The organism is Pseudomonas sp. Tn43 (assembly GCF_014192635.1).
In the GTDB taxonomy this organism is placed as follows: Bacteria; Pseudomonadota; Gammaproteobacteria; order Pseudomonadales; family Pseudomonadaceae; genus Aquipseudomonas.
Genome location: NZ_JACHYG010000001.1, coordinates 142,047 through 166,605, shown reverse-complemented (window position 1 = coordinate 166,605; position 24,559 = coordinate 142,047). Strand labels below are relative to the sequence as shown.

At 60.6% G+C, this 24,559-nt stretch carries 21 protein-coding genes; 7 read left to right on the top strand and 14 right to left on the bottom strand.

Going from position 1 to position 24,559, the window contains the following annotated elements; all coding sequences use genetic code 11:
- Positions 1–5: 5 nt before the first annotated feature.
- From FHW68_RS00675 to FHW68_RS00645, 7 genes are all read right to left on the bottom strand, one after another.
- Complete coding sequence (locus FHW68_RS00675) at positions 6–1,655, bottom strand: BatD family protein (RefSeq protein WP_183678130.1); 1,650 nt, start codon at positions 1,653–1,655, stop codon at positions 6–8.
- Complete coding sequence (locus FHW68_RS00670; RefSeq protein ID WP_183678127.1) at positions 1,652–3,388, bottom strand: VWA domain-containing protein; 1,737 nt, start codon at positions 3,386–3,388, stop codon at positions 1,652–1,654. Before FHW68_RS00670 ends, FHW68_RS00675 begins: the two co-directional genes overlap by 4 nt.
- Positions 3,385–4,479, bottom strand: a complete 1,095-nt coding sequence (locus FHW68_RS00665) for a VWA domain-containing protein (protein ID WP_183678125.1) — start codon at positions 4,477–4,479, stop codon at positions 3,385–3,387. The genes FHW68_RS00670 and FHW68_RS00665 overlap by 4 nt, the downstream gene beginning before the upstream one ends.
- The gene (locus tag FHW68_RS00660; protein WP_095635083.1) at positions 4,472–4,966 is read right to left on the bottom strand and encodes a DUF4381 domain-containing protein; all 495 of its coding nucleotides are present in this window, start codon (positions 4,964–4,966) and stop codon (positions 4,472–4,474) included. Before FHW68_RS00660 ends, FHW68_RS00665 begins: the two co-directional genes overlap by 8 nt.
- Entirely contained in the window at positions 4,963–5,907 is a 945-nt protein-coding gene (locus FHW68_RS00655; protein WP_095635084.1) for a DUF58 domain-containing protein, read from the bottom strand. Before FHW68_RS00655 ends, FHW68_RS00660 begins: the two co-directional genes overlap by 4 nt.
- Before the next feature lie 5 nt (positions 5,908–5,912).
- Complete coding sequence (locus tag FHW68_RS00650; protein WP_095053787.1) at positions 5,913–6,872, bottom strand: MoxR family ATPase; 960 nt, start codon at positions 6,870–6,872, stop codon at positions 5,913–5,915.
- 282 nt (positions 6,873–7,154) lie between these two features.
- Positions 7,155–7,508 carry a hypothetical protein gene (locus FHW68_RS00645; protein WP_095635085.1) on the bottom strand — a complete coding sequence of 118 codons (354 nt, stop codon included), beginning with the start codon at positions 7,506–7,508 and terminating at the stop codon, positions 7,155–7,157.
- Between the two features lie 505 nt (positions 7,509–8,013).
- Here FHW68_RS00645 and FHW68_RS00640 point away from each other — a divergent pair.
- Entirely contained in the window at positions 8,014–12,921 is a 4,908-nt protein-coding gene (locus tag FHW68_RS00640; RefSeq protein ID WP_183678123.1) for an NAD-glutamate dehydrogenase, read from the top strand.
- Positions 12,922–13,136: 215 nt separating this feature from the next.
- Here the strand turns inward: FHW68_RS00640 and FHW68_RS00635 are convergent, their stop codons facing one another.
- The 3 genes from FHW68_RS00635 to FHW68_RS00625 form a co-directional block, all read right to left on the bottom strand.
- Positions 13,137–13,553 (bottom strand): cupin domain-containing protein, encoded by a 417-nt coding sequence (locus FHW68_RS00635; RefSeq protein WP_095635087.1) that lies wholly within the window; start codon positions 13,551–13,553, stop codon positions 13,137–13,139.
- A gap of 228 nt (positions 13,554–13,781) precedes the next feature.
- On the bottom strand, positions 13,782–14,075 hold the full coding sequence (locus FHW68_RS00630) for an antibiotic biosynthesis monooxygenase family protein (RefSeq protein WP_183678121.1): 294 nt from the start codon (positions 14,073–14,075) through the stop codon (positions 13,782–13,784).
- Between the two features lie 123 nt (positions 14,076–14,198).
- Positions 14,199–15,632, bottom strand: a complete 1,434-nt coding sequence (locus FHW68_RS00625; protein ID WP_183678119.1) for a PLP-dependent aminotransferase family protein — start codon at positions 15,630–15,632, stop codon at positions 14,199–14,201.
- Positions 15,633–15,837: 205 nt separating this feature from the next.
- Between FHW68_RS00625 and FHW68_RS00620 the strand changes: the two genes are divergently transcribed.
- The 3 genes from FHW68_RS00620 to FHW68_RS00610 all read left to right on the top strand — a co-directional run bounded on the left by FHW68_RS00620 (position 15,838) and on the right by FHW68_RS00610 (position 18,059).
- On the top strand, positions 15,838–16,278 hold the full coding sequence (locus tag FHW68_RS00620; RefSeq protein ID WP_183678117.1) for a carboxymuconolactone decarboxylase family protein: 441 nt from the start codon (positions 15,838–15,840) through the stop codon (positions 16,276–16,278).
- A gap of 197 nt (positions 16,279–16,475) precedes the next feature.
- Positions 16,476–17,450, top strand: coding sequence for a LysR family transcriptional regulator (locus tag FHW68_RS00615; RefSeq protein ID WP_183678115.1), 975 nt, complete (start codon positions 16,476–16,478; stop codon positions 17,448–17,450).
- 84 nt (positions 17,451–17,534) lie between these two features.
- Entirely contained in the window at positions 17,535–18,059 is a 525-nt protein-coding gene (locus FHW68_RS00610; protein WP_183678113.1) for a GNAT family N-acetyltransferase, read from the top strand.
- A 162-nt stretch (positions 18,060–18,221) separates the two neighbouring features.
- Here FHW68_RS00610 and FHW68_RS00605 read toward each other — a convergent pair whose 3' ends face one another.
- Complete coding sequence (locus FHW68_RS00605; protein WP_183678111.1) at positions 18,222–18,914, bottom strand: aspartate/glutamate racemase family protein; 693 nt, start codon at positions 18,912–18,914, stop codon at positions 18,222–18,224.
- Positions 18,915–19,117: 203 nt separating this feature from the next.
- Between FHW68_RS00605 and FHW68_RS00600 the strand changes: the two genes are divergently transcribed.
- The gene (locus tag FHW68_RS00600) at positions 19,118–19,612 is read left to right on the top strand and encodes a hypothetical protein (RefSeq protein WP_095635093.1); all 495 of its coding nucleotides are present in this window, start codon (positions 19,118–19,120) and stop codon (positions 19,610–19,612) included.
- Positions 19,613–19,742: 130 nt separating this feature from the next.
- Here FHW68_RS00600 and FHW68_RS00595 read toward each other — a convergent pair whose 3' ends face one another.
- Positions 19,743–19,964, bottom strand: a complete 222-nt coding sequence (locus tag FHW68_RS00595; protein ID WP_183678109.1) for a cbb3-type cytochrome c oxidase subunit 3 — start codon at positions 19,962–19,964, stop codon at positions 19,743–19,745.
- 15 nt (positions 19,965–19,979) lie between these two features.
- Positions 19,980–21,407, bottom strand: coding sequence for a cytochrome-c oxidase, cbb3-type subunit I (ccoN, locus tag FHW68_RS00590; protein WP_183678106.1), 1,428 nt, complete (start codon positions 21,405–21,407; stop codon positions 19,980–19,982).
- Between the two features lie 407 nt (positions 21,408–21,814).
- Here ccoN and FHW68_RS00585 point away from each other — a divergent pair, with 407 nt between their 5' ends.
- Together FHW68_RS00585 and FHW68_RS00580 are read left to right on the top strand one after the other, a co-directional pair.
- On the top strand, positions 21,815–22,783 hold the full coding sequence (locus tag FHW68_RS00585) for a hypothetical protein (protein WP_183678105.1): 969 nt from the start codon (positions 21,815–21,817) through the stop codon (positions 22,781–22,783).
- Between the two features lie 286 nt (positions 22,784–23,069).
- Positions 23,070–23,747 carry a DUF3313 domain-containing protein gene (locus tag FHW68_RS00580; protein ID WP_095635097.1) on the top strand — a complete coding sequence of 226 codons (678 nt, stop codon included), beginning with the start codon at positions 23,070–23,072 and terminating at the stop codon, positions 23,745–23,747.
- 177 nt (positions 23,748–23,924) lie between these two features.
- Here FHW68_RS00580 and FHW68_RS00575 read toward each other — a convergent pair whose 3' ends face one another.
- Complete coding sequence (locus FHW68_RS00575; protein ID WP_095635098.1) at positions 23,925–24,350, bottom strand: YciI family protein; 426 nt, start codon at positions 24,348–24,350, stop codon at positions 23,925–23,927.
- Positions 24,351–24,559: the final 209 nt, after the last annotated feature.

Genomic DNA, 24,559 nt, shown 5'->3' with positions numbered 1-24,559 from the left:
TTGATCTATTTGGGATAAAGCGGCGGCAACCCGGTATCGCCAACCAGATCCTGAACCCCTTCGGCCGTGGGGATTGCCCGAATCGCGCGCCACAGATCTTCGCCTTGCCAATATTGCCCGGTTTCGCTGTACAGCGCGCCGTTCAGGCCGTCCAGGGCATCGGACAGCGGCACAAAACGCGCGGCCATGTCGGCCAAGGTTTCCGGTTGTTGTCGGGCCCAGGCGTCGAGGGCCTGGCGGGTGGCGTGGGAGTCGTTGGCCTGGCAGGCGCGTTTGAGGTCGTCGAGCAGGGTGCGTGGGCTCGGGCCGGTTTGCGCGGCACGCTGGATTGCCGGCTGCGAACGGGCGCGCCACCAGAGACCGAAGCCCAGCAGGGTGGTGCAGGCCAACATCACGGTGCTGAGTTTCCACCACAAGGCTTCGTTGTTGGCACCGGACGTCGCCTGCGGGCTGCCCGCCGGGGTATCGACGATCAGGCTCGGGTTGCTCGCCACTTGCAGCGTGCGGGCCGGCAGGCTGCTGTGTTCCAGGTGATCTTCGAAGGTGTTCCACCAGACCACTTCAACGCTGGGCAACTCGATGTTGCCGGTGCGGGTCGGCACCAGAGCTTCACGGTCTTCACGACTGCCAATCAAACCGCGTTCGCTGCTCTGGTTGTCCAGCACCGGTTGATCCGGATAGCGCCGCAGGCCGTTGATCTCGGTGGCGGGCAGCGGTGGCAGTTGCGAACTGGCGAGGCCTTCGGCGTTCAGGGTCAGGCTGCGGGTCAGCGATTCGCCGACCTGCAAATGATCCGGCTCCGGGCTCCAGCTTTCGCTCAGGCTCAGGCTGCGGGCCGGCAGCCAGGGCACATCGGCCGGATACGTGCCGGGTTTGGCCTTGACCGTCAACGGGATCTCGGCGGATTTGACGCGCATCTGCTTGCCCGGTTTCGGCCCTTGTGGCGTTGCGTCCTGGGACGGTCGGGTATCGACGGGCGTGGCACTGAACATCTGCGCCGGAATAATCAATTCACCGCTGTGCTGCGGATAAATCGCGTAGCGCATCTCGATCACGCCATGGCGCAGGCCGTTGATGACTTTCTCGTAGGTGCGCGAGTCACCCAGTTGCTCGATGCGCGCATCGGGAATCTGCAACGGGGTCAGGCTGCTGTCGTCGTACAGCGACACCGAATGGTAAATGCGCAAGGTCAGGATCGCCTGAGCCTGCACATAGACGCTGTTCTGGTCGAGGCTGGCCTCAATGAACACCGGCGCCAGTGCGTTGCTGCTGTCCTGGGTTTCGCTCTCGATCACTTGCACGGTAATCGGCTGGCTCTGGACATCGCCCAGTTGCAGCGATGGAATCACCACGCTGCCGTTTTGCCGGGGCAGCAGAGTGATGATCCAGCGAGTGGTTGCCTGAGTGTCGCCGTTGAGGGTGTTCAATTGGTTGACCTGGCGGGTGCCGCGCACTTCGAACAGCGGCTCCAGCGGGGTCAGGTCGGGTTTACCGAACTGAGTCACGTCGCTGGACTCCAGGGTCAGCTCGACCGTCTCGCCGGAATTCAGGCGGCTGCGATCGACGCTGGCGACCAACCCCACGGCCTGGGCCTGAGCGGTGCTGAGCAACAGGGCGGGCAACAGTGCGAGCAATAAGGCGGTGAAGCGGGTCATCGAGTTTTTTCCTGATCCTGATGTTGTTGCTGTTCGTACCAGAATTTGCGTCTGAGCAATTCGCCGGGGTCATCCGGAATCTTGCGCAGCCATTGCTCCAGCGCCTGGAGCTGCTCGCCTTCAAGCATGTCGCTGGCCGGGCGTCGCGGTGGCGTGGTGCTTTGCTCATCGCCCAACTCGCTGCCCGGGACTTCATTGGCGCCCGGTTGCGGTGGCGTCGTGGGCGGCTGCCCGGTCTCTGGCGGGGTTTGCCCGGCATCGGTTTTCGGCTCGCCATTGCTGGGTTGGGTGGCGCTGCCGGGCGGCGGTTCCTGGGTGATGCTTTCGGTTTTGCCATCGGCGGTTTTGTCCGGCTCGACGGGCGGCGCAGAGGTTTTCTGCTTGAGCAGGCTTTCCACCAATGCCTTGTTGGTCAGGGCCGGGCGCAGATCCGGTTGACGTTCCAGCGCTTGATCGTAGGCATCCAGCGCCGCTTCCAGCTCACCGCTTTTGGCCAGGGCATTACCCCGATTGTAGTGGGCGTGGGCGTCATTGCCTTGGGCAAACCGCTGGGCGGCGCCACCGTAGTCGCCGGCTTGATAGAGCGCCACGCCTTGCCACTGCGGATCGTCGAAACGCCGGGCGGCCTCGGCCGGGCGCTTTTGCTTGAGTAAATGCAGGCCTTGCTGATCGGGACGCAGCCACAAGTCCTCGAAATCGAAGGCGTAGCTCGGTTGCGGCAGCACGAACAACAGCGGCAGGCAGAACAGCCACCCCCGGCGCCCGGCACAGGCGGCCAGCAATAACAGGGGCAGCAGCAGCCAATAGCCCTGATCGGCCCAGGTGTCGAGGCGCAACGTCTGACCGTCGTTACGCAGATCCCGTGGGCCGTCGAGAAGGCCCAGGCCACGCAGGTCGGTATCGTCCAGGCGCGCCTGCCGATAACGTCCGCCAAGGCCGTTGGCAAAGGCTTTCAGGCTGGGGCCGTCCAGGCGGGGCACCAGAATTGCGCCTGCATCATCCTTGAGAAAACTGCCGTCATCCTGCGCGACCGGCGCCCCTTCGGCGGTGCCGATCCCGAGCATCAGAAATGGTGTGGGCTTGTCGTCCAGCGCCTGACGAATCCCTTGGCGCTCCTGTTCCGTCAGCGACGAACCGATCAGCAGGATCCGCCCCTGGCCGAGGGCGCCCTGATCCAGCAGCGCAAGGGCCTTGGTCACCGCCAGATCGGCACGATGACCGGCCAGGGGCATCAGCGACGGCTTGAGTGCATCCACCAGGTTGCGACTGGTCGACAGGTCATCCGACAGCGGCACCAAGGTGTGGGCGCTGCCGGCATAGACGATGATTGCGGTCTGCGCGTCGCTGCGGTTTTGCAGCAGGTCGAACAGCTTGCGCCGTGCTTGTTCCAGCCTGTTCGGCGCACTGTCGGTGGCGAGCATTTCCGGGGTCAGCTCAAGCAACACCACCAGTGGGTCGGCGGGTTTCTGACTGGTCTGTTCGACGCGCTGCCAGCTCGGCCCCAGCAGCGCCAGCACCGTCAGCACCCACGCCAGGCCCAGGGCGATCCATGGCAGTTTGCTTTCGCGACCGCTGCCACCGCTGAGCAACGCGGCATGGAAGGCCGGTGGCAGAATCATTTGCCAGCGCCCGGCGCGTTTCTGCCGGTGCCAGAGTTGCCAGAGCAACCAGCCCAGCAGCGGCAGCAACAGCAGCCACAAGGGGCGGAACCAGTGCGGCCAGAGCGAAATCATCGGCGCCTCCGCAGACGCAGGCGTTTAAGCCGCTGCCGCCAGTCGGGCAGTTGGGTTTGCAGAAACCGCTCTTTGCTAAACAGCTTTTCGGTAAACAGCCGTTGCAACGGGTTGTCGGGCCAGCGCTCGCGGATCACCAGCAGCATGCTCAACAGCAGGGCCATCGCCAGAGGCCAGTGATACAACGCTTGGGCGGGGCGGGCCTGAGTGGGTTGTTGCGTCACCGGTTCCAGTTTGTCGAGGGTGCGCTTGATCGCCTGCAATTCCTCACCGTCGTGGGCGCGGAAGTACTGGCCGCCAGTGGCCTGGGCGATGGCTTTCAAGGCCGGTTCGTCGAGGTCCAGGCTGGGGTTGATGCCAAGAAAACCCAGGGTGCCGCTTTGCTCCGGGTCGGCGCCGATACCGATCGGGTAGATTTTCACGCCTTCGTTGGCTGCCAGTCGCGCGGCGGTCAGCGGGTCGATCTCGCCGCCGTTGTTGGCACCGTCGGTGACCAGAATCAGCACACGGCTTTGTGCCGGACGTTGCCGCAGGCGTTTGAGGGCCAGGCCGATGGCATCGCCGATGGCGGTGTTCTTGCCGGCGATGCCGATCCGCGCTTCGTCGAGCCAGACGCGCACGGTGTGCCGGTCGAAAGTCAATGGCGCTTGCAGATACGCCTGGCTGCCGAACAGGATCAAGCCGACCCGGTCGCCGTCGCGGCTTTCCAGAAAATCACCGAGCAGATGTTTCACCAATGTCAGTCGGCTGACCTCTTCGTCCTGCCACCGCATGTCGGGGAAATCCATCGAGCCGGATACGTCCACCGCCACCAGCAAGTCGCGGCCGCTGGCGGCAATCGGCAAGGGCTCGCCGAGCCATTGCGGACGTGCGGCCGCGATCAGCAAAAACAGCCATAGCAGAATGAAGGGTGCTTGCTGGCGCCATGTTGGCAGATTCGCCCGGGCGCGGCGGCGAGCGAGGCCTTCCAGTTCGTTGAGGAAGCTGACCTTGAGCGCCGGTTCGCCACTGTCGGCCACCGGCAGCAACAGCCGCATCAGCCAGGGCAATGGCAGCAGGGCGAAGATCCATGGCCAGGCGAATTCAAACATGTTTGCGAATCCAGGTATCGACAGCTTGAGTCAGGCCTGCGATGGCCTTGTCGTCGAGTTTGCACTCGGGTTTGTAGGCGCCTTCCACCAGCACCATCCAGCGCGTCAGGCCGGCGGCCGGGCAGCGGTTATCAAGGAACGCCAGCCACTTGCGCCCGTTAAGGGTGTGGCTCTGGCTGTAGGGGTAATGGTTGCGGCACAGGCGTTTGAGCAAGCCATTGAGTTGCTGCAGCCAGGCGCCGGCCGGGGCGCCGTCGTAGGGTTTGGGCATCAGGGCGAGTTCGGCCAGGGCTGCCAGGCGCACCGGGTCCAGGGGTTGTTCGGCGCGGACGACAGGGCGTTTGTTCGCAATGAAACGGTGCAATTGCCACACGCCGAAACCGATCAATGGCAGCAATAACAGCAGCAGCCACCAGCCCGGTGCCGGCGGCCAGAAGCCGATCGGTGGCGGGGCAATCAGCGGTTGCAGTTGATCGAGGCTGCTCATCGACTTTTCCCCGGCCGCTGCGGGTTCAGGTATTCGCGCAGTTGCTCGATCATTTCGCTCTGGGTGCTCAACGGCATCAGCAATACCCGCAGTTTCTGCGCCAGCAGCTCCCAACGGGCGATACGCGCTTCCGCTTGTGCGCGATAGGCCTGGCGCAAGTCGAAATTCAATGTGTCGAGTTCCAGTTGCGCCCCCCGTTCCGCGAAGCGTAAAAGCCCGGCCGCGGGCAGGGCGTGATCCAGCGGATCGGACACGGGCAGCAGCAACAGGTCGCAATGGCGTGACAACAGGCTCAACTGTTGCTCGGCCCCGTCGGACAAGGCGCGTTCATCGCATATCACAACCACCAGGCTGCCAGGACGCAATACCTCCCGGGCGCGGCGCAGGGCAATGCCGAAGGCGTCGCGATCCGGCTCGCGCTCAGTGTGCAACGACTGATTGACCCGCACCAGTCGGTTGAGCAATTGCAGCAGGCTCTGTTTGCTGCGTCGCGGCTTGATTTCGTAGTGTTCGTCGTCGCCGAACACCAGCCCGCCGACCCGGTCGTTATGGCCCAGTGCGGCCCAGCCAATCAGGCTCGCCGCTTGGGCGGCCAGCACCGATTTGAACATCATCCCGGAGCCAAAGAAAAGCCGGCGGCTTTGTTCGACCATGATGAAAATCGGTCGCTCGCGTTCCTCATGGAACAACTTGGTGTGGGGCTCCTGGGTCCGGGCGGTGACGCGCCAGTCGATGCTTCGCACGTCATCGCCGGCCTGATACACCCGCACTTGATCGAAATCCACTCCGCGCCCGCGCAATTTGGAATGGTGCAGGCCGATCAGCGGGCTGCGCTGGCTCGGCGTGGAAAATAATTGCACTTCGCGCACGCGATGACGCATCTGGATCAGCTCGGAAAGGCTGACACGGATGCCCGGCTCGGGCGGCAGAAGGACGTTCATCGGGGTCAAGCGACGGCTACGACGTCGAGAATCCGCTGGACCACCCGGTCCTGGTCGATGCCAGCGGCTTCGGCTTCAAAGGAAAGAATGATGCGGTGGCGCAATACATCGAACAGCACCGCCTGAATGTCTTCCGGGCTGACGAAGTCGCGACCGGCCAGCCAGGCGTGGGCCCGGGCGCAACGGTCCAGGGCGATGGAACCCCGCGGGCTGGCGCCGTAGGCGATCCATTCGGCCATTTCCGGGTCGAACTTGGCCGGGATGCGTGTGGCCATGACCAGTTGCACCAGGTATTCCTCCACGGCATCGGCCATGTACAACCCGAGGATTTCCTTGCGTGCGGCGAAGATCGCCTGCTGGCTGACCCGGCGCTCGGGCTTGGTTTCGCCGTGCAGCGCTTCGCCGCGAGCCTGTTGCAGGATCCGCCGTTCGACGGCGGCATCAGGGAAGCCGATTTTCACGTGCATCAGGAAACGGTCGAGCTGGGCTTCGGGCAGCGGGTAGGTGCCTTCCTGCTCGATGGGGTTTTGCGTGGCCATGACCAGAAACAGCGGCGACAAGTCGTAGGTGCTGCGCCCCACGCTGACCTGGCGTTCGCCCATGGCTTCGAGCAGGGCTGACTGAACTTTGGCTGGGGCACGGTTGATTTCGTCCGCCAGCACCAGGTTGTGGAAGATCGGGCCTTGCTGGAATACGAAACTGCCGGTTTCCGGGCGATAGATTTCCGTGCCGGTGATGTCGGCTGGCAGCAGGTCGGGGGTGAACTGGATGCGATGGAACTGTGCTTCGATGCCTTCGGCGAGCTCTTTGATGGCCTTGGTCTTGGCCAGGCCCGGAGCGCCCTCGACCAGCATGTGGCCGTCGGCGAGCAAGGCGATGAGCAAGCGCTCAATGAGTTTTTCCTGGCCGAGAATCTGCGTTGAAAGAAAGGTTCGCAGCGCGAGCAGCGCTTCACGATGTTCCATCGATGACTGTTCCTGGAAAGGGTGACCGAAGACGTTCGAATAACGCCAGGGCTGGGGGCGTTACTTTAATCCATCGCAGGGTGCGCCGACTAACGGCATTTTGTGCAAAGTGCGGGAATTGATGGGTGAAACTGTTGGAATTTTGTAGGGGGTGGGTGTTGCGGTGTTCTTTTGGACGCCTTCGCGGGCAAGCCTCGCTCCTGCAGGAACCGAGGCGCCGCGTCTTACGCAAAACCTGTAGGAGCGAGGCTTGCCCGCGAAGGCGCCACAGTTCAAACACCATCAGAGCTTGCTGATGTAAGTACCCGTCCCCTTGAGGATGTTCTGCAAGGTCTCTTGCACTTCAGCCAGATCCTGCGCATCGGTGCTGTGCAGAATTTCCAGCGAATCTTCGCCACCCAGCACATCGGCGTCCGCGGCGGCAATTTCGATCAGCAGGCGGTCAGGACTGAGGGTGACTTTCACGCCGTTAAGGGCCGAAGGCTTGTCGTGGAAGATGATCTCCAGCTCATCCTCGTCCGGAAAGCGGCTCATCAGGAACATTTCGCCGTCAGCGCTGGTGCAGCAGAGCATGGCCAAGTTGTCTTCTTCTTCGTCGCACGGGTTGGCGATCAAGAGGTCGGTTGTCATTTGCATGGGGAAAATCCTGGCTCGGCGAGCGTGGTGAACGCAATAAAAGACGATTCTGCCAGCCCTCGGGAATTTCTGCTCGGCTGAGTGTCAGAAGATGTGTCGTGAACATTCGGGGTGTTGCTGGTCACTTCTGGCACGCAGGTGCCGTAAAACCGGGCATAAAGTGCCCGATTTTCTACACGGCTGCTAATGTTGTTCGAGGCGCCTGCCGCGCGCTGCGTACCGTTGACCGAATATGTCGCAGCGCTGCAAGCATGGCCCTTGCCGCAGTCGTTAAGCTGCGCAACGGATGAGCACCCGTAAAGGCATTGCGCCGCTACCCGGGCCAGTCGTTTTTGCAGATGCCCATTCAATGGAAGGTGAATGTGACCTGAGTGTCTCGTCCAGCTTCACCCACCTGTCATCCTGTTTCCTCTGCCCGAGAATCAGGAACAGGGTGACGGATTGCCCCGAAAGGGGTTTGCACGCGACGCTTCCATCAATAACAAGCCCAAGCGGAGTACCACAGATGGCGTTCTTCACCGCAGCCAGCAAAGCCGACTTCCAGCACCAACTGCAAGCGGCACTGGCGCAGCACATCAGTGAACAGGCACTGCCACAAGTGGCGCTGTTCGCTGAACAATTCTTCGGCATTATTTCCCTGGACGAGCTGACCCAGCGTCGGTTGTCCGACCTCGCCGGCTGCACTCTTTCTGCGTGGCGCCTGCTTGAGCGCTTCGATCACGCGCATCCGCAAGTGCGCGTCTACAACCCCGATTATGAACGCCACGGCTGGCAGTCGACCCACACCGCGGTCGAAGTGCTGCACCACGATCTGCCGTTTCTGGTGGACTCGGTGCGCACCGAGCTGAACCGTCGCGGCTACAGCATTCATACCCTGCAAACCACTGTGCTGAGCGTGCGTCGCGGCAGCAAGGGCGAGCTGCTGGAAATCCTGCCCAAAGGCACCCAGGGCGAAGGCATTCTGCAAGAATCGCTGATGTACCTGGAAATCGACCGTTGCGCCAACACGGCCGAACTGAACGTCCTGACCAAAGAGCTGGAGCAGGTTCTCGGTGAAGTCCGCGTCGCGGTCGCCGATTTCGAACCGATGAAAGCCAAGGTCCAGGAGCTGATCGAAGGCATCGACAACAGCCAGTTCATCATCAACGCCGACGAAAAGTCCGAGATCAAGAGCTTCCTGGAATGGCTGGTGGGCAACCACTTCACTTTCCTGGGCTACGAAGAATTCGTGGTGGGCGAGGATCAGAACGGCGGTCACATCGAATATGACCAGAACTCGTTCCTCGGCCTGACCAAGCTGCTGCGCGCCGGCCTCACCGTCGACGACCTGCGCATCGAAGACTACGCCGTGAACTACCTGCGCGAACCGACGCCGCTGTCGTTCGCCAAGGCTGCACACCCAAGCCGTGTTCACCGTCCGGCTTACCCGGATTACGTGTCGATCCGCCAGATCGATGCCGATGGCAACGTCGTTAAAGAATGCCGCTTCATGGGCCTGTACACCTCCTCGGTGTACGGCGAAAGCGTGCGGGTCATTCCTTACATCCGTCGCAAGGTCGAGATCATCGAACAGCGTTCGGGCTTCCAGGCCAAGGCTCACTTGGGCAAGGAACTGGCCCAGGTGCTTGAAGTGCTGCCGCGTGACGACTTGTTCCAGACTCCGGTGGATGAGCTGTTCACCACCGTGATGTCGATCGTACAGATCCAGGAGCGCAACAAGATCCGCGTGTTCCTGCGCAAAGACCCGTACGGCCGTTTCTGCTATTGCCTGGCCTACGTGCCGCGTGACATTTACTCCACCGAAGTGCGCCAGAAGATCCAGCAAGTGCTGATGGATCGCCTGAAAGCCTCGGACTGCGAATTCTGGACATTCTTCTCCGAGTCCGTGCTGGCCCGTGTACAACTGATTCTGCGGGTCGATCCGAAGAACCGTCTGGACATCGACCCGGTTCTGCTGGAAAAAGAAGTGGTGCAAGCCTGCCGCAGCTGGCAGGACGACTACGCGAGCCTGGTAATCGAAAGCTTCGGCGAAGCCCAGGGCACCAACGTGCTGGCCGACTTCCCGAAAGGCTTCCCGGCCGGTTACCGTGAGCGTTTCGCCGCCCACTCGGCGGTGGTCGATATGCAGCACCTGCTGAGCCTGAGCGAAAAAAATCCGCTGGTCATGAGCTTCTATCAGCCGCTGGCCCAGGTCTCTGGTCAGCGCATGCTGCACTGCAAGCTGTATCACGCCGACACCCCGCTGGCGTTGTCCGACGTGTTGCCGATCCTGGAAAACCTCGGCCTGCGCGTACTGGGTGAGTTCCCGTATCGCCTGCGTCATAACAATGGCCGCGAATTCTGGATCCACGACTTCGCGTTCACCGCCGCCGAAGGCCTGGAACTCGACATCCAGCAACTCAACGACACCTTGCAGGATGCCTTCGTCCACATCGTGCGTGGCGATGCCGAGAACGATGCTTTCAACCGCCTGGTGCTGACCGCCGGCCTGCCATGGCGCGATGTGGCGCTGCTGCGTGCCTACGCCCGTTACATGAAGCAGATCCGTCTGGGCTTCGACCTGGGTTACATCGCCAGCACCCTGAACAACCACACCGACATCGCTCGCGAGTTGACCCGGTTGTTCAAGACCCGTTTCTATCTGGCGCGCAAGCTGGCCAGCGATGACCTGGAAGACAAGCAACAACGCCTGGAACACGCGATTCTGACAGCACTGGACGATGTCCAGGTGCTCAACGAAGACCGCATCCTGCGTCGTTACCTGGACCTGATCAAAGCGACCCTGCGGACCAACTTCTACCAGACCGATGCCCAAGGTCAGAACAAGTCCTACTTCAGCTTCAAGTTCAACCCGCACCTGATTCCGGAGCTGCCCAAGCCGGTACCGAAGTTCGAAATCTTCGTTTACTCGCCTCGTGTCGAGGGCGTGCACCTGCGCTTCGGCAACGTTGCTCGTGGTGGTCTGCGCTGGTCTGACCGGGAAGAAGACTTCCGTACCGAAGTCCTGGGCCTGGTAAAAGCCCAGCAAGTGAAGAACTCGGTCATCGTACCGGTGGGTGCGAAGGGCGGCTTCCTGCCGCGTCGCCTGCCACTGGGCGGCAGCCGTGACGAGATCGCAGCCGAGGGCATCGCCTGCTACCGCATCTTCATTTCGGGCCTGTTGGACATCACCGACAACCTGAAAGACGGCGCACTGGTACCGCCGGCCAACGTCGTGCGTCATGACGATGATGACCCTTACCTGGTAGTGGCGGCGGACAAGGGCACCGCGACGTTCTCCGACATCGCCAACGGCATCGCCATCGACTACGGCTTCTGGCTCGGTGATGCGTTTGCATCCGGTGGCTCGGCCGGTTACGACCACAAGAAAATGGGCATCACCGCCAAGGGCGCGTGGGTCGGCGTACAACGTCACTTCCGCGAGCGCGGCATCAATGTCCAGGAAGACAGCATCACCGTGGTGGGCGTCGGCGACATGGCCGGTGACGTGTTCGGTAACGGCTTGCTGATGTCCGACAAGCTGCAACTGGTCGCTGCGTTCAACCACTTGCACATCTTCATCGACCCGAACCCGGAGCCAGCCAACAGCTTCGCCGAGCGTCAGCGTCTGTTCGATCTGCCGCGTTCGGCGTGGTCGGACTACGACACCAGCATCATGTCCGAAGGCGGCGGGATCTTCTCGCGCAGCGCAAAAAGCATCGCGATTTCCCCGCAGATGAAAGAGCGCTTCGATATTCAGGCTGACAAGCTGACCCCGACCGAACTGCTCAATGCCTTGCTCAAGGCACCGGTGGACCTGTTGTGGAACGGCGGTATCGGTACCTACGTGAAAGCCAGCACCGAAAGCCACGCCGATGTCGGCGACAAGGCCAACGATGCACTGCGCGTGAACGGCAACGAACTGCGCTGCAAAGTCGTGGGCGAGGGCGGTAACCTCGGTATGACGCAGCTGGGTCGTGTCGAATTCGGCCTCAATGGCGGCGGTTCCAACACCGACTTCATCGACAACGCCGGTGGTGTGGACTGCTCCGACCACGAAGTGAACATCAAGATCCTGCTCAACGAAGTGGTTCATGCCGGTGACATGACCGACAAGCAACGTAACCAGTTGCTGGCGAGCATGACTGACGAAGTCGGTAACCTGGTGCTCGGCAACAACTACAAGCAGACTCAGGCACTGTCCCTGGCGGCCCGCCGTGCTTATGCGCGGATCGCTGAATACAAGCGTCTGATGAACGATCTGGAAGGCCGCGGCAAGCTGGACCGCGCCATTGAGTTCCTGCCGTCCGAAGAGGCGATCAACGAGCGCGTCGCGGCGGGCCATGGCCTGACCCGTGCCGAGCTGTCGGTGCTGATTTCCTACAGCAAGATCGACCTCAAGGAAGCGCTGCTCAACTCCTTGGTGCCGGACGACGACTACCTGACCCGCGACATGGAAACCGCTTTCCCGCCGACGCTGGTCAGCAAGTTCTCCGCCGCCATGCGCCGTCACCGTCTGAAGCGCGAAATCGTCAGCACCCAGATCGCCAACGATCTGGTGAACCACATGGGCATCACCTTCGTTCAACGACTCAAAGAGTCCACCGGCATGAGCCCGGCGAACGTGGCCGGCGCTTACGTGATCGTGCGTGACATCTTCCATCTCCCGCACTGGTTCCGGCAGATTGAAGGCCTGGACTACCAGGTCTCCGCTGATGTGCAACTGGAGCTGATGGACGAACTGATGCGTCTGGGCCGCCGCGCCACCCGCTGGTTCCTGCGTGCCCGCCGCAACGAGCAGAACGCTGCCCGTGACGTCGCGCATTTCGGTCCGCACCTGAAGGAGTTGGGCCTCAAGCTTGACGAACTGCTCAGTGGCGAGATTCGCGAAACCTGGCAGGGCCGCTATCAGGCGTACGTCGAAGCCGGTGTGCCGGAGTTGCTGGCACGCATGGTGGCTGGCACCACGCACCTGTACACCCTGCTGCCGATCATCGAAGCTTCCGACGTGACCGGCCAGGACCCGGCGGACGTGGCCAAGGCCTACTTCGCCGTGGGCAGTGCGCTGGACATCACCTGGTACCTGCAACAGATCAGCGCCCTGCCGGTTGAGAACAACTGGCAGGCCCTGGCCCGTGAAGCGTTCCGTGATGACGTCGACTGGCAACAACGTGCGATCACCATCTCGGTCCTGCAACAGGGCGACGGCACCCAGGACGTGGAAACACGCCTGGCGCTGTGGATGGAAGAGCACGAAGGCATGATCGAACGCTGGCGCGCCATGCTGGTGGAAATCCGTGCCGCCAGCGGCACCGACTACGCCATGTACGCGGTGGCCAACCGTGAATTGCTGGATGTGGCGTTGAGTGGTCAAGCGGTGGTGCCTGCCACTGCACCTGCCGCTGTCAGCACCGAGCTGGAACCGGCTGCCTGATAGGCGTTGAATGAAAAAGCCCCGTCTCGAAAGAGATGGGGCTTTTTTTTGTCTGATGGTTTTGGAGTGTCTGGTCGGCCTCTTCGCGGGCAAGCCTCGCTCCTACAGGGATTGCGGGTGTCCACAAAATCGGCGTTCAACACAAAAAACTGTAGGAGCGAGGCTTGCCCGCGAAGAGGTCATCAATCGCGCCGAGACTTTTTTATGTGCAGCGATCAGTTCTCCAAAGGAATCAACACTTGCTCATCCGGGGCCAACACCATGAATACCAACAGCTTGGCGGGTTGGGTAGCGCTGGCGTTTTTCGAAACCAGATGTTCCGAGCCGGCCGGTTCATACCAGTACTCGCCGGCCTTGTAGTTGATGGCTTTTTCGCCTTTGACTTGCGAAATGATCTCCCCCGACAGCACATAGGCCATCGCCGTGCCCTGGTGTTTATGGGCGATGGACGATTGGCCCGGTTGGTAATCGACTTCGATCATCAAGGCTTTTTTGCCCGGTGCATTTTTCAGCATCTGGTCCTGCAGGACGGTGACTTTTTCTGACGGGGCCGTCTCATGGGCGAAGGCCGGGGTTGTAACGCTCAGCGTCAAGGCGGCGAGAGGGGCAGCAAAAAAATGAAGCGCATTCATGGTTGATTACCTGAGGTGGTGAGTCGTCAGGAACCACAGTAAGCCGCGCTATCGGGCAATCAAACGGCCAATTTTCGGGAAGGTGAGGGGGCCAATGACCGAAGCTACGTTACCCGTTGATCGTTCCACGCTCTGCGTGGGAACGATCATCACAGCGGTATTCACGACTGCTGCGCAGCCGAACGCAGCCTCGCAGGCTCGGCAGCTGCTACATGGGGGGTTATTGTTTTAAATGATTGGAAAACTATTGAAGTCGACGGCATTGGCCAACCGGCTGTCGATCAGGCCGATAAAGCCTTGCACTTCGGGGCAGTTGAAATGCGATTGCATGGCCGCTTCCGATTGCCAGCGAGCGCTGACTGTCCAGCGGGTGTCGTCCTCAGGGCAGCGATCGACCATATAGGCGTCACAGCCCGGAAGTTCGCGCAGGGTGTCGACAATCTTTTGCAGTTGCTTGCCCAGTTCGTCCGAGCGGCCGGCGGCAGCCTGCACCTTTACGGTGGTCATCACTTCGTTGGACATTGCTCACACTCCTGAATCAGGCCGGACGAATCCTGCTCATTGAGGGATAACGCCCAATCAGGATAGGCCTGCACCTGCGGACCGCCAATAGCCAATCACCGGATAAAGTCGCAGACCAATTCCTCAGCCGAGCTGCTGCAAAATATCCCTTAAGCGGTCCAGGGCAATGTCGATGTCCAAGGTGTCGATCGCGCCGAACCCCAGGAACAGCCCGGCCCGTGGCGCTTGCTGGTAAAAAAAGCCGTCCAGGGCATAGAGTCCCAGTTCGACTTTTTTCGCCAGTTCGATCACCAATGGAATATCGACCGGCACCTTGCACAGTACCGCCATGTGGAACCCGGCCGTGGTGGGCACCGCTTCGAACCACGGCGAAAGATCGCCCGCCATGCGCGCCAGGATCCGTTCACGGCGCCCGGCATAAATCGTGTGGCAGCGCCGGATGTGCTTGAGCAGGCAGCCCTCGGCGATGAACTTGGCGAGCGCCCATTGGGGCAGGGTGGAGGTGTGCAGGTCGGTGAGCTGCTTGGCGCGGATCACCGCTTCGAGAATCGCCGGCGGCAATATCGCATACCCGAGCCGCAGCTCCGGCAACAAGGTCTTCGAGAAGGTGCCGACGTAGGCGACGATGCCGCGCTCATCCAGGCTTTTCAGCGAGTCGGTGGGCCGGCCTTCGTAGCGGAATTCGCTGTCGTAGTCGTCTTCGATGATGATCGCTCCCAGTTCATAGGCCCTTGCGAGCAGGGCTTCGCGCCGGGCCGGGCTCAGGGGCATGCCCAGCGGGAACTGGTGGGACGGGGTAACGTAAATCAGCCGGGTGCCGTCGGGAATGTGTTCCACCTGTATGCCTTGCGCATCCACCGGCACGCCAACCACCGTCGCGCCATGGCTCCCGAACAACAGGCGCGCCGGCGGATAGCCGGGGTCTTCCATGGCGACGAGGCTGCCCGGTTGGGTCAATACCCGGGAAATCAAGTCCAGCGCCTGCTGCGCGCCGTTGCACACCACCACGTCTTCGTCCTGGCAGTTGACCCCGCGTGAAAACGCAATGTGCTGGGCGATGGCATTGCGCAGTGTCGGCAGGCCTTCGGGCAGGCTGTAAAAACCTTTGGAACCGGCGATCTGGCGTAAGGCATGGGCGGTGCAGCGACGCCAATCATCCTGCGGAAACTGGCCTTTGCTGGTGGCGCCACCGATGAACTCATAACGCAACAAACCTTCTAGCGTCGGGTGGCGCAAGAAGGTCGGCAGGTTGCGCCAGCCCTCGATGACGTCGAAGCTGGCGAGCTCCGAATGGCTCTGCTTGCGGATGATTTTTGCCGGCCGGGCATTGACGTAAGTGCCTTTGCCGATCACCCCGGTGAGGAAGTTTTCATAGGTCAGTTGCGCATACGTGTCGGAAATGGTCTTGCGCGAGATCCCCAGTTGTGCGGCCAGCAAGCGGCTGGGCGGCAGTTGCGTCCCGGCTGTCAGGCGACCGGATTCAATGGCATCGCGCAGTTGCCGGTACAACTGGCCTGTCAGGTCCTTGCGGCCGTTGATGACAACATGAAGTTCCATACCGGCGGGGCTCCTGGGGCGATTCAAGCGACTGTGCGTCGCGCCAGATTACCCGCATGAACGGCTGCGCAGAAGTTGCGTGGGCGAAAAACCTGCGATTGGCCTGCTGCCGGGCGGTCCATGGTTTTATCGCCAAATTGGCTCTGTAACCCTTGTGCCCGGGCGCCTACCGTGGAGGCACTGATCAGCGCCATGAGGCACCGTCATGAATGCCCGCCTGGATTACTACAACGCATCGCCCAAAGCGATGAAAGCCATGATCGCAATGGAGGCCTTGACCGGCAACCTGAGCATCGAACCGGCGTTGCTGAACCTGATCAAAATCCGCGCCTCACAGCTCAATGGCTGCGCCTTCTGCACCGACATGCACTCGGTGGATGCGCGCCGCTTTGGTGAGAGCGATCGCCGGCTGTATGCGATCGTGGTCTGGCGCGACAGTAATTTCTTCAACCCTCGGGAGCGGGCGGCTCTGGCCTGGACCGAAGCGGTGACCCTGCTTGCGCAAAGCCATGTGCCGGATGACGTGTACGCCCTGGCCCGGGAGCAGTTCAGCGAAGGCGAACTGGTCGACCTGACCATGGCCGTCAGCGCCATTAACAGTTGGAATCGGCTGGCGGTGAGCTTTCGGCAAACGCCCAGTGATTGAGTCGCAGAACCTGTAGGAGCGAGGCTTGCCCGCGAATAGGACATTCCATTCAGCATCCATATTGACTGATACACCACCTTCGCGGGCAGCCTCGCTCCTACAGACATGTTTGATCGGTTTTTGCCCGGTAGTCACATCAGGTTCATAAACAGCCAGCAGGATAAAAACACTCAAGGAAAGATCGACAGGAGTCATCAATGTCATTCATGGAACCCACTGATCGTCAGGGTGTGGCCGAGTACCGTTGGCCCGTAGAACAAAACCAATCCTTACACTCACTGGCCGGAATCGATCCGGTGCTGGTGCAGTCTTTCCGGGTCTGCGCCCGCTGCGGTTGTTTCATGCAAGCGGCCCGCAGCCTCAACATCAAATCAACCCAATTGCGTAAACGACTGGCACAACTTGAAGCGCAACTGCGGTGTTCGCTGTTCAGCCACTCGGCCAATGGCTTTGCACTTAGTCGTGACGGCTTGCACCTTCAGGCGCAGTTGATTGCGCTGGTGCACGAGCGCAAGTTGCCGGTGATCGAACAGCCGTTGATTCGTCTGGCCGTGGCCGAGTCGATCCTGCACGACATCCTCGGCCGTGATCTGATCTCACTGTTGCGGCGCAACGCCAGTGTGCGACTGGACATCATTTCCCTGGACAGCGAACTGTCGCTGCGAGCGATCAGCGCCGATGTGGTGGTGTGGCTGGGGGGCACCGATTCGCCGTTGCCAGGTCCCAGTTTCGCCATCAGCGAACCCCAGCGCCTGGCACGGCTGGACTATCTGCCACACATCGCCAAACGGTATTCACGGGTCGCGGCGCGGCCGGACAGCCTGGGTGACCTGGCCGATTTCATGCTGGTGCAATGGCAGCACGACCGCCACGTCAGCGCTTTAGGCCCGTGGAACAGTCTGGTGGAGCAGCGTCTGGCGGGGGTGGTGCAACTGCATGCCTATGATCTGATGCTGGAGATGATCCGCTGCAGCGCCTGCATCGGTCTGCTGCCGCATTACATGAGCCAATTCGACCGGGGGCTGGTGGCGTTGCCCGGGCTCTTCAAGCAACCGATGCAGCGCCAGGTATGGATGGCGGTCAATGCCGAGTCCCGGGATGAGGCCGAGGTGCAGCGCATCGTCGAACTGATCCACAACACCTTCAACGAGCGGCGGGAGTGGTTTGAATAGATCCTTGGAACACATCGCTTCTCGTCACAAAGGTTTGCACCGTTATAGAGTAGGCAGCCATGCACGCATCAAGGACGAAAATTCATGCCTGTCGATTCCGTTATTACCCTCGAACGCTTCAGCGAATCCCACATCGAGAGCATCACCGCGCTCTACAACGATCCCGCCGTGGCCCGGCAGGTGCTGCAAATGCCGTTTCAGTCCACCGAGGTCTGGCGCCAACGCCTGATGGCGGACAACGAGCGCGCGGTGAAACTGGTGGCGCTGCACCAGGGATCGGTCATCGGCCACATTGGGCTGGAGCAGTTTTCGCGAATCCGCCGCAGCCACGCCGGCAGCTTTGGCATGGGTGTTGCTGTGGCTTGGCAGGGCAAGGGTGTCGGCTCGAAACTGCTGGCGGCGGCGCTGGACGTCGCCGACAACTGGATGAACCTGCAACGGGTCGAACTTTCGGTGTACGCCGACAACGAAGCGGCCATCGGCCTGTACCGCAAATTCGGTTTCGAGACCGAAGGCCTGTTTCGCGATTACGCCGTGCGTGACGGTCGGCTGGTCGATACCCTGAGCATGGCGCGCCTGCGTCGCACCCCCGAGGCCCAGTGTCGGTAAGTCAAGGCGCAGAACCTGTGGGAGCGTGGCTTGCCCGCGAAGAATTCATCGCGGTTTTTCAGGTATTACGCGTTATCGTTCTTCGCGGGCAAGCCACGCTCCCACAGGATATTCGTCGCTCAAATTTCTTGACTTACTGGCATTAGGCCAAAGCCGATTGAGTCAGTCACCCAACGCAAACGCCACCGCCGCCTGCGCATGCAGTTCGGTGGTGTCGAGCAAGGGCAGGGCGCTGTGCTGGGGTTTGATCAGCAGGCCGATTTCGGTGCAGCCGAGAATGATCGCCTGCGCGCCACGCTCGGTCAGCGACTCGATCACCCGTTGATAGACCTGGCGTGACGCCTCGCTGATCACCCCGACGCACAACTCGTCATAGATGATCCGGTGCACGGCCAGACGTTCATCAGCCTCCGGTACCAGCACCGTCAGGCCCTTGGCCGTCAGACGTGCCTTGAGAAAGTCTTGCTCCATGGTGAACGCAGTGCCCAGCAAACCCACGCGCAGCGCACCGGTGTCCAGTGCTGCCTGACCCGCCGGGTCGGCAATGTGCAGGAACGGAATATCGATCGCGGCCTGAATCTGCCCGGCCACCTTGTGCATGGTGTTGGTACACAGCACCACGCACTCGGCGCCACCCGCCTCCAGACGCTGGGCCGCATCCACCAGAATCGCCGCCGCGTCGTCCCAGCGCCCGGCATGCTGGGCCTGTTCGACCGGGCCAAAGTCGACGCTGTACATCAGCAGCTTCGCCGAACGCAACGGCCCGAGGCGGTCACGTACCTGCTGGTTGATGAGACGGTAATACTCGGCGCTGGACTCCCAGCTCATGCCGCCGATAAGGCCGATGGTGCGCATGTTGTACTCCTGTGAATGGCAAACCCTTGCGAGAGCGGTCTTGGTTCGAGAATATCCCGTGAGCTTCTTGGCAATCTATCAGGAAATTTCATGTCCACCCGGGCATGACCCTCAATACCGTTCACGCTTTTAGTCGTACGCCTGTGGCGCGCATCTGCCATGCTCAAAGTCCGCAGCAACGCTTCAACCAAAGGAACACCGCAATGGACGACGTACAGCAACTGGGTGAGATGCTTCGCCACTATGCAGAAAGCGAAGCGCACAAGAAGCAACTGTTTGAGTCGCAATCGGCCGTGTGGGCGACGCGCATTGGTGAGTTGTTCGATCAGATCCAGCAGTGGCTGGCACCGGTGCTGGCGCCGAATCTGCTGGAGGTGAGTCGCGAGGCGTATGTGGCGTCCGGGCCGAGCGTGCCACTTGAAACATCGCCGTTCAAGACCGAGAAGCTGAGCGTGGTGATCGCCGGTAAACCGGTGGAGTTCGTGCCGGACGTGATGGGCCCGGGTGGGCAGATTTCCCTGGCCGTGATGGGCTTGACCGCCGCGCGTTATGGCAGCATTTCGCTGGTGTGCCTGCCGCCTTCCAGCAATTGGCAGTGGCGCAAGACCAATGGCTTGAAAGACCCGGACACCTTTGCCTTCGATGCGAACTTCCTGGCGCAGCAACTGCAGAGCCTGATTCCCCGCGAGCGCGGCTGAATTCGCTGAGCATGATCGTTCCCACGCTCTGCGTGGGAATGCCTCAAGGGACGCTCCGCGTTCCAATGGGACGCAGAGCGTCCCGGGCTGCATTCCCACGCAGAGCGTGGGAACGATCATTGAGGGTGCCTCAGATTTCGAGATTGCCCCAACCCGGCTTCACCTCTTGCGGCGCGACCGCCTTCACGGTCTTGCCCGTCGCCAATTCCACCCGCCGCGCCACCTGCGGGTCATCGGCGAATGGAATCAGGCTGGCATCGTCCAGGCTCTCCGCCGTTTGCTGTTTCAGGCTGTACTCGACCGTCAGCCAAAACCCCAGGACACCCAATAGATTCAACGCCATCTCGATCATGTCAGGCTCCTTGCCTCAGGCAATCTGCGCTTGAAGTTCAGCCATTTTCACGTCCGCCACCCGCACCGTGCGCCAGGTGTTGTAGGCCATCAGGAACATGCCGCTGAGGAAAAACACCCCGCCGACAAAACGCACCACAAACCCCGGATGACTGGCCTGCAAGGCTTCGACGAAGGAGTAGGTCAGGGTGCCGTCGTCATTGATCGCGCGCCACATCAACCCCTGGGTGATGCCGTTGACCCACATGGACGCGATGTACAGCACAGTGCCGATGGTCGCGAGCCAGAAGTGTGCGTTGATCAGGCCGATGCTGTGCATCTGCGGGCGGCCGAAGACTTTCGGGACCATGTGGTAGACGGCGCCGAAGGTGATCATCGCCACCCAGCCCAAAGCCCCGGCATGCACGTGGCCGATGGTCCAGTCGGTGTAGTGGGAGAGGGCATTCACCGTCTTGATCGCCATCATCGGCCCTTCAAAGGTCGACATGCCGTAGAAGGCCAGTGACAGCACCAGAAAGCGCAGGATCGGATCGGTGCGCAACTTATGCCAGGCGCCCGAGAGCGTCATCATGCCGTTGATCATTCCGCCCCAGCTGGGTGCCAACAGGATCAGCGACATCGCCATGCCCAGCGACTGTGCCCAGTCTGGCAAGGCGGTGTAGTGCAAATGGTGTGGGCCGGCCCAGATGTACAGGGTAATCAGCGCCCAGAAATGCACGATCGACAAGCGATAGGAATACACCGGCCGATTGACCTGTTTCGGCACGAAGTAATACATCATTCCAAGGAAGCCGGTGGTCAGGAAGAACCCCACCGCGTTGTGCCCGTACCACCACTGAACCATGGCGTCGGTGGCCCCGGAATACACCGGATACGATTTGAACCAGTCCACCGGGATCGACAGGTGATTGACCACGTGCAGCATGGCGATCACCACGATGAATGCGCCGAAAAACCAGTTGCCGACGTAGATGTGTCTGGTCTTGCGTTGCACCACCGTGGTGAAGAACACGATGGCGTAAGCGACCCAGACCAGCGTCATCCATACCGCGCCGCTGAATTCGATCTCGGCGTATTCCTTGGTGGTGGTGTAGCCCAGCGGCAGGCTGATCAGCATTACCACGATCACCGATTGCCAGCCCCAGAAGGTGAACGCGGCGAGCTTGTCGGAATACAGCCGCACCTGGCAGGTGCGTTGCACTGCGTAGTAACTGGCGGCGAATTGCGCGCTGCCGGCAAAGCCGAAAATCACCAGGCTGGTGTGCAGCGGACGCAAGCGGCCGAAGGTGGTCCACGGCAGGTCGAGGTTCATCTGCGGCCACACCAGTTGCGAGGCGATCCACACCCCCATCGCCATCCCGACGACGCCCCAGACGATGGTTGCCACGACGAATTGGCGAACGACCTTGTAGTTATAGGCCTGTCCGATTATTGCTGTGCTCATGGTCAGTTCTTCCACGGTTGCAAAGACTTGCCAGGCCACCCGGTCTGGCATGCCATGAACTGTAGAAACCCTGTCGCCAACAAAACAGGCTCAGAAAAACCGAGTTTATGCGGATCAGATACGAGGCCAGCCTGCGGCTATAGGCCGCGCCCCTGATACGGTTTCCTGGTGTTTGGCTGAATCTGTAACGTGCGGCGCGGCCCGTGGCGGGGGGCTTGCCCCGTTGGGCGGCGAAGCAGCCCCAGAATCTCTGGTGTGCCAAAGATTTTGTGAGTGCTGCGCACTCAAACGGGGGCAAGCCCCCTCGCCACAAGGTTCTTCCTGGCTGGTTTTTTCTGCTTGGGCCACTGATGGCATTTTGGTAGAGTCCGCGCCTCTTAGGGAGTCAGCAAAGAAAGGAGTCTGGTGTGAGCGTGGGCAAGAAGGTTCTAGGGCTTTTCGCGTTGCTACTGATGGCGGCCCTGTGGGGCAGTTACTTTTATGTGTTCAAAGAGAACCGCAACGGCCAGCTCGGGGAGACGTTCAGCAGCTACGCCTGGTGCGGCACGCCGCCGGCCAGCGATGCCACCGGCTCGGGCAAGGATCGACTGTCGCTGCACATCACCAACAACGTTCATGGCCAGTTCATGCTCTCGGGCGCGGTGATCGTCTCCGAGCGAACCTTTGATCGTTATGACCTGGGCCGCAACGAACTGCGGCTGCGCATGGAACCCCTGCAGTGGTCTTATGGCATTGCGCCGATCCTCGTGGAACAGGTCAAGATCAAACCCCTGAGCCGTAATTTGTCTTCGACCAACAAAAGTGCCTACGCCGAACTTGAATCCCGGCCCATCGGGGTCTTGGGGCGGTCGACGGACTTTCCGTTCGACACCTATCGCTACGGCTACAAACCGGTGCTGTACATCCTCAAAGGCAATGAACGCATTGACCTGAAGTTCAGGCACATCACCACGGGCATGGAGATGTCGAACACCTTTACGCCGATCCAGAAGTACAACCGGGTCGAATACATCAACGAGAAAAATTCATTGATTCGCGAAGAGGATTACAAGCCCTACGGCGCCAACGAATGCGCGTTCAGTGTCGAGCGCAAGGGCTCGTTCAAAGTGATTGTGCTGCTGTTGCTGCTGGTGATGTGCCTGCCGCTGCTGCACGTGTTTTATCGCGATGAGCCGGGCATCGATTTTCTCGCCACGCTGGTGAGTATTGGTGCGATCCGGGTGTTTCTGGTGGGGCCGTTGAACGACTTTCAGCTGTACAGCATCGACTTCCTGTTCGCGGCGGTGATCATCCTCGTGGGCACGGTGTCGTTGATCAAGGCGATGCGGGCCAATAGTCGGCGGGAACTGGCGGCGAGAAGCGGATCTTCGTGGTGATTGACCAGGTTTTTTCCAGATGAGGTTTTGCGTTGTTTTAGCTGATGTCTTCGCGGGCGAGCCTCGCTCCTGCGGGCTGCGGGTTGTATGCATTCCTGCCAACCACCCCAATCTTGCAGGAGCGAGGCTTGCCCGCGAAGGGGCCTTTGAATATTGCCGCAATCACTTCAACGGCCGTAACAATGGATGAATATTGTATGTTTCGATAACAAAACGCCCAGTATTGGCTATACCTTTAATTCCCATATGCCATATTGTTGCCGGCCTTCTGACAGGAGTTACAAGCATGAAGCTTGCGTTAATGATGAGCACCCTGTGCATCGCCTCTATCGGAGTGGTGGGTTGCTCCAGCAAAGTCGTCGAGCCAGACCAGTATTCCGGCTTTCTCAAGGACTACAGTCAGCTGAAGGAGGCCAAGTCGCCATCGGGCGCCGTGGTGATGCGCTGGATGGACCCCAAACTCGATATCAACAAATTCTCCAGTGTCTACATCGAGCCAACTCAGCTCTACCCCAAACCGCAACCGACGGTGAAAATCCCTCAGACCACCCTGAACGGCATCACCAGCTACTACGATCAAGCACTTAAACGCGAAATAGGCAGATCCCTGCCACTGGCCAGTGGCCCCGGCCCTGGCGTGATGGTCGTGCGTGCAGCGATCACCGCCGTCAGCAGCAAGACCGAAGGCCTCAAGCCTTATGAGGTCATCCCGATTGCCCTCGTGGCAGCGGCAGTCAGCACGGCCACCGGTATTCGAGACCAGGAAACCGATCTGGCTACCGAAGCCGTGTTTCTCGACGGCGGCAACAACAAAGTTCTTGCCCAGGTCGTACGCAAGGGCACCGGCAAACCGCTGGAAAACTCAGACCAGGTGATGAAGCCCAATGACGTGAAAAACGTGATCGATGGTTGGGCGTCGGACCTGCATCAGTCGTATCTGAAACTCAAGTCCACGTCCAAATAATGCGGCGGGGCTGAGGGCCTCTTCGCGAGCAGGCTCGCTCCCACACTGGATCTGCTGTGAGCACATTATTTGTGAACACCAGCGATCAAATGCGGGAGCGAGCCTGCTCGCGATAGCCGTCTCCCGGTAACGCCAAATCCCTCAGCAATTCCGATACTCCGCGTAGGTGTGTCAGATTCAGTGCTTCTTCGCCTGCGCACGTACTCGTTCTTCCTGCTCGCGCAACTGCGGTGTGAATTCGGCCCCGAAGTCTTCGGCCTCGTACACCTGGCGAATCTCGATCTCGGCCTCTGTGCCCGGCATCGGGTTGGGGCAGCGCTTGACCCACTCGATCGCTTCCTCTTTCGACTTCACCTGCCACAACCAGTAGCCAGCGATCAGCTCCTTGGTTTCGGCGAACGGGCCGTCGATCACTGTACGCTCGTCACCCGAAAAACGGACGCGGGCACCTTTGCTACTGGGCTGCAGGCCGTCGCAATCGATGAGGATCCCGGCCTTGGCCAGTTCCTCGTTGAAGTTGCCCATCGCGGTCATCAGTTCTTCGCTGGGCATCACACCCGCCTCGGAATCCGGGCTGGCTTTCACAATGATCATGAATCGCATGGTTTTGTCTCCGCTGGATGTGAGTGACTCACGGTCTAGTCGAATGGTAGTCGCCCGAATCGACACTACTTCCAACGAAAGACCGCAAAAGAATCGGATTTGTTACCTGTGAGGGTGATTGATTCCCTCAAATAGCACCTTGATTTAAATCCACACCGATAACTATGTACCGCACCTGACTGCGGTTGCATCGACAGGCTGTGCCCTAC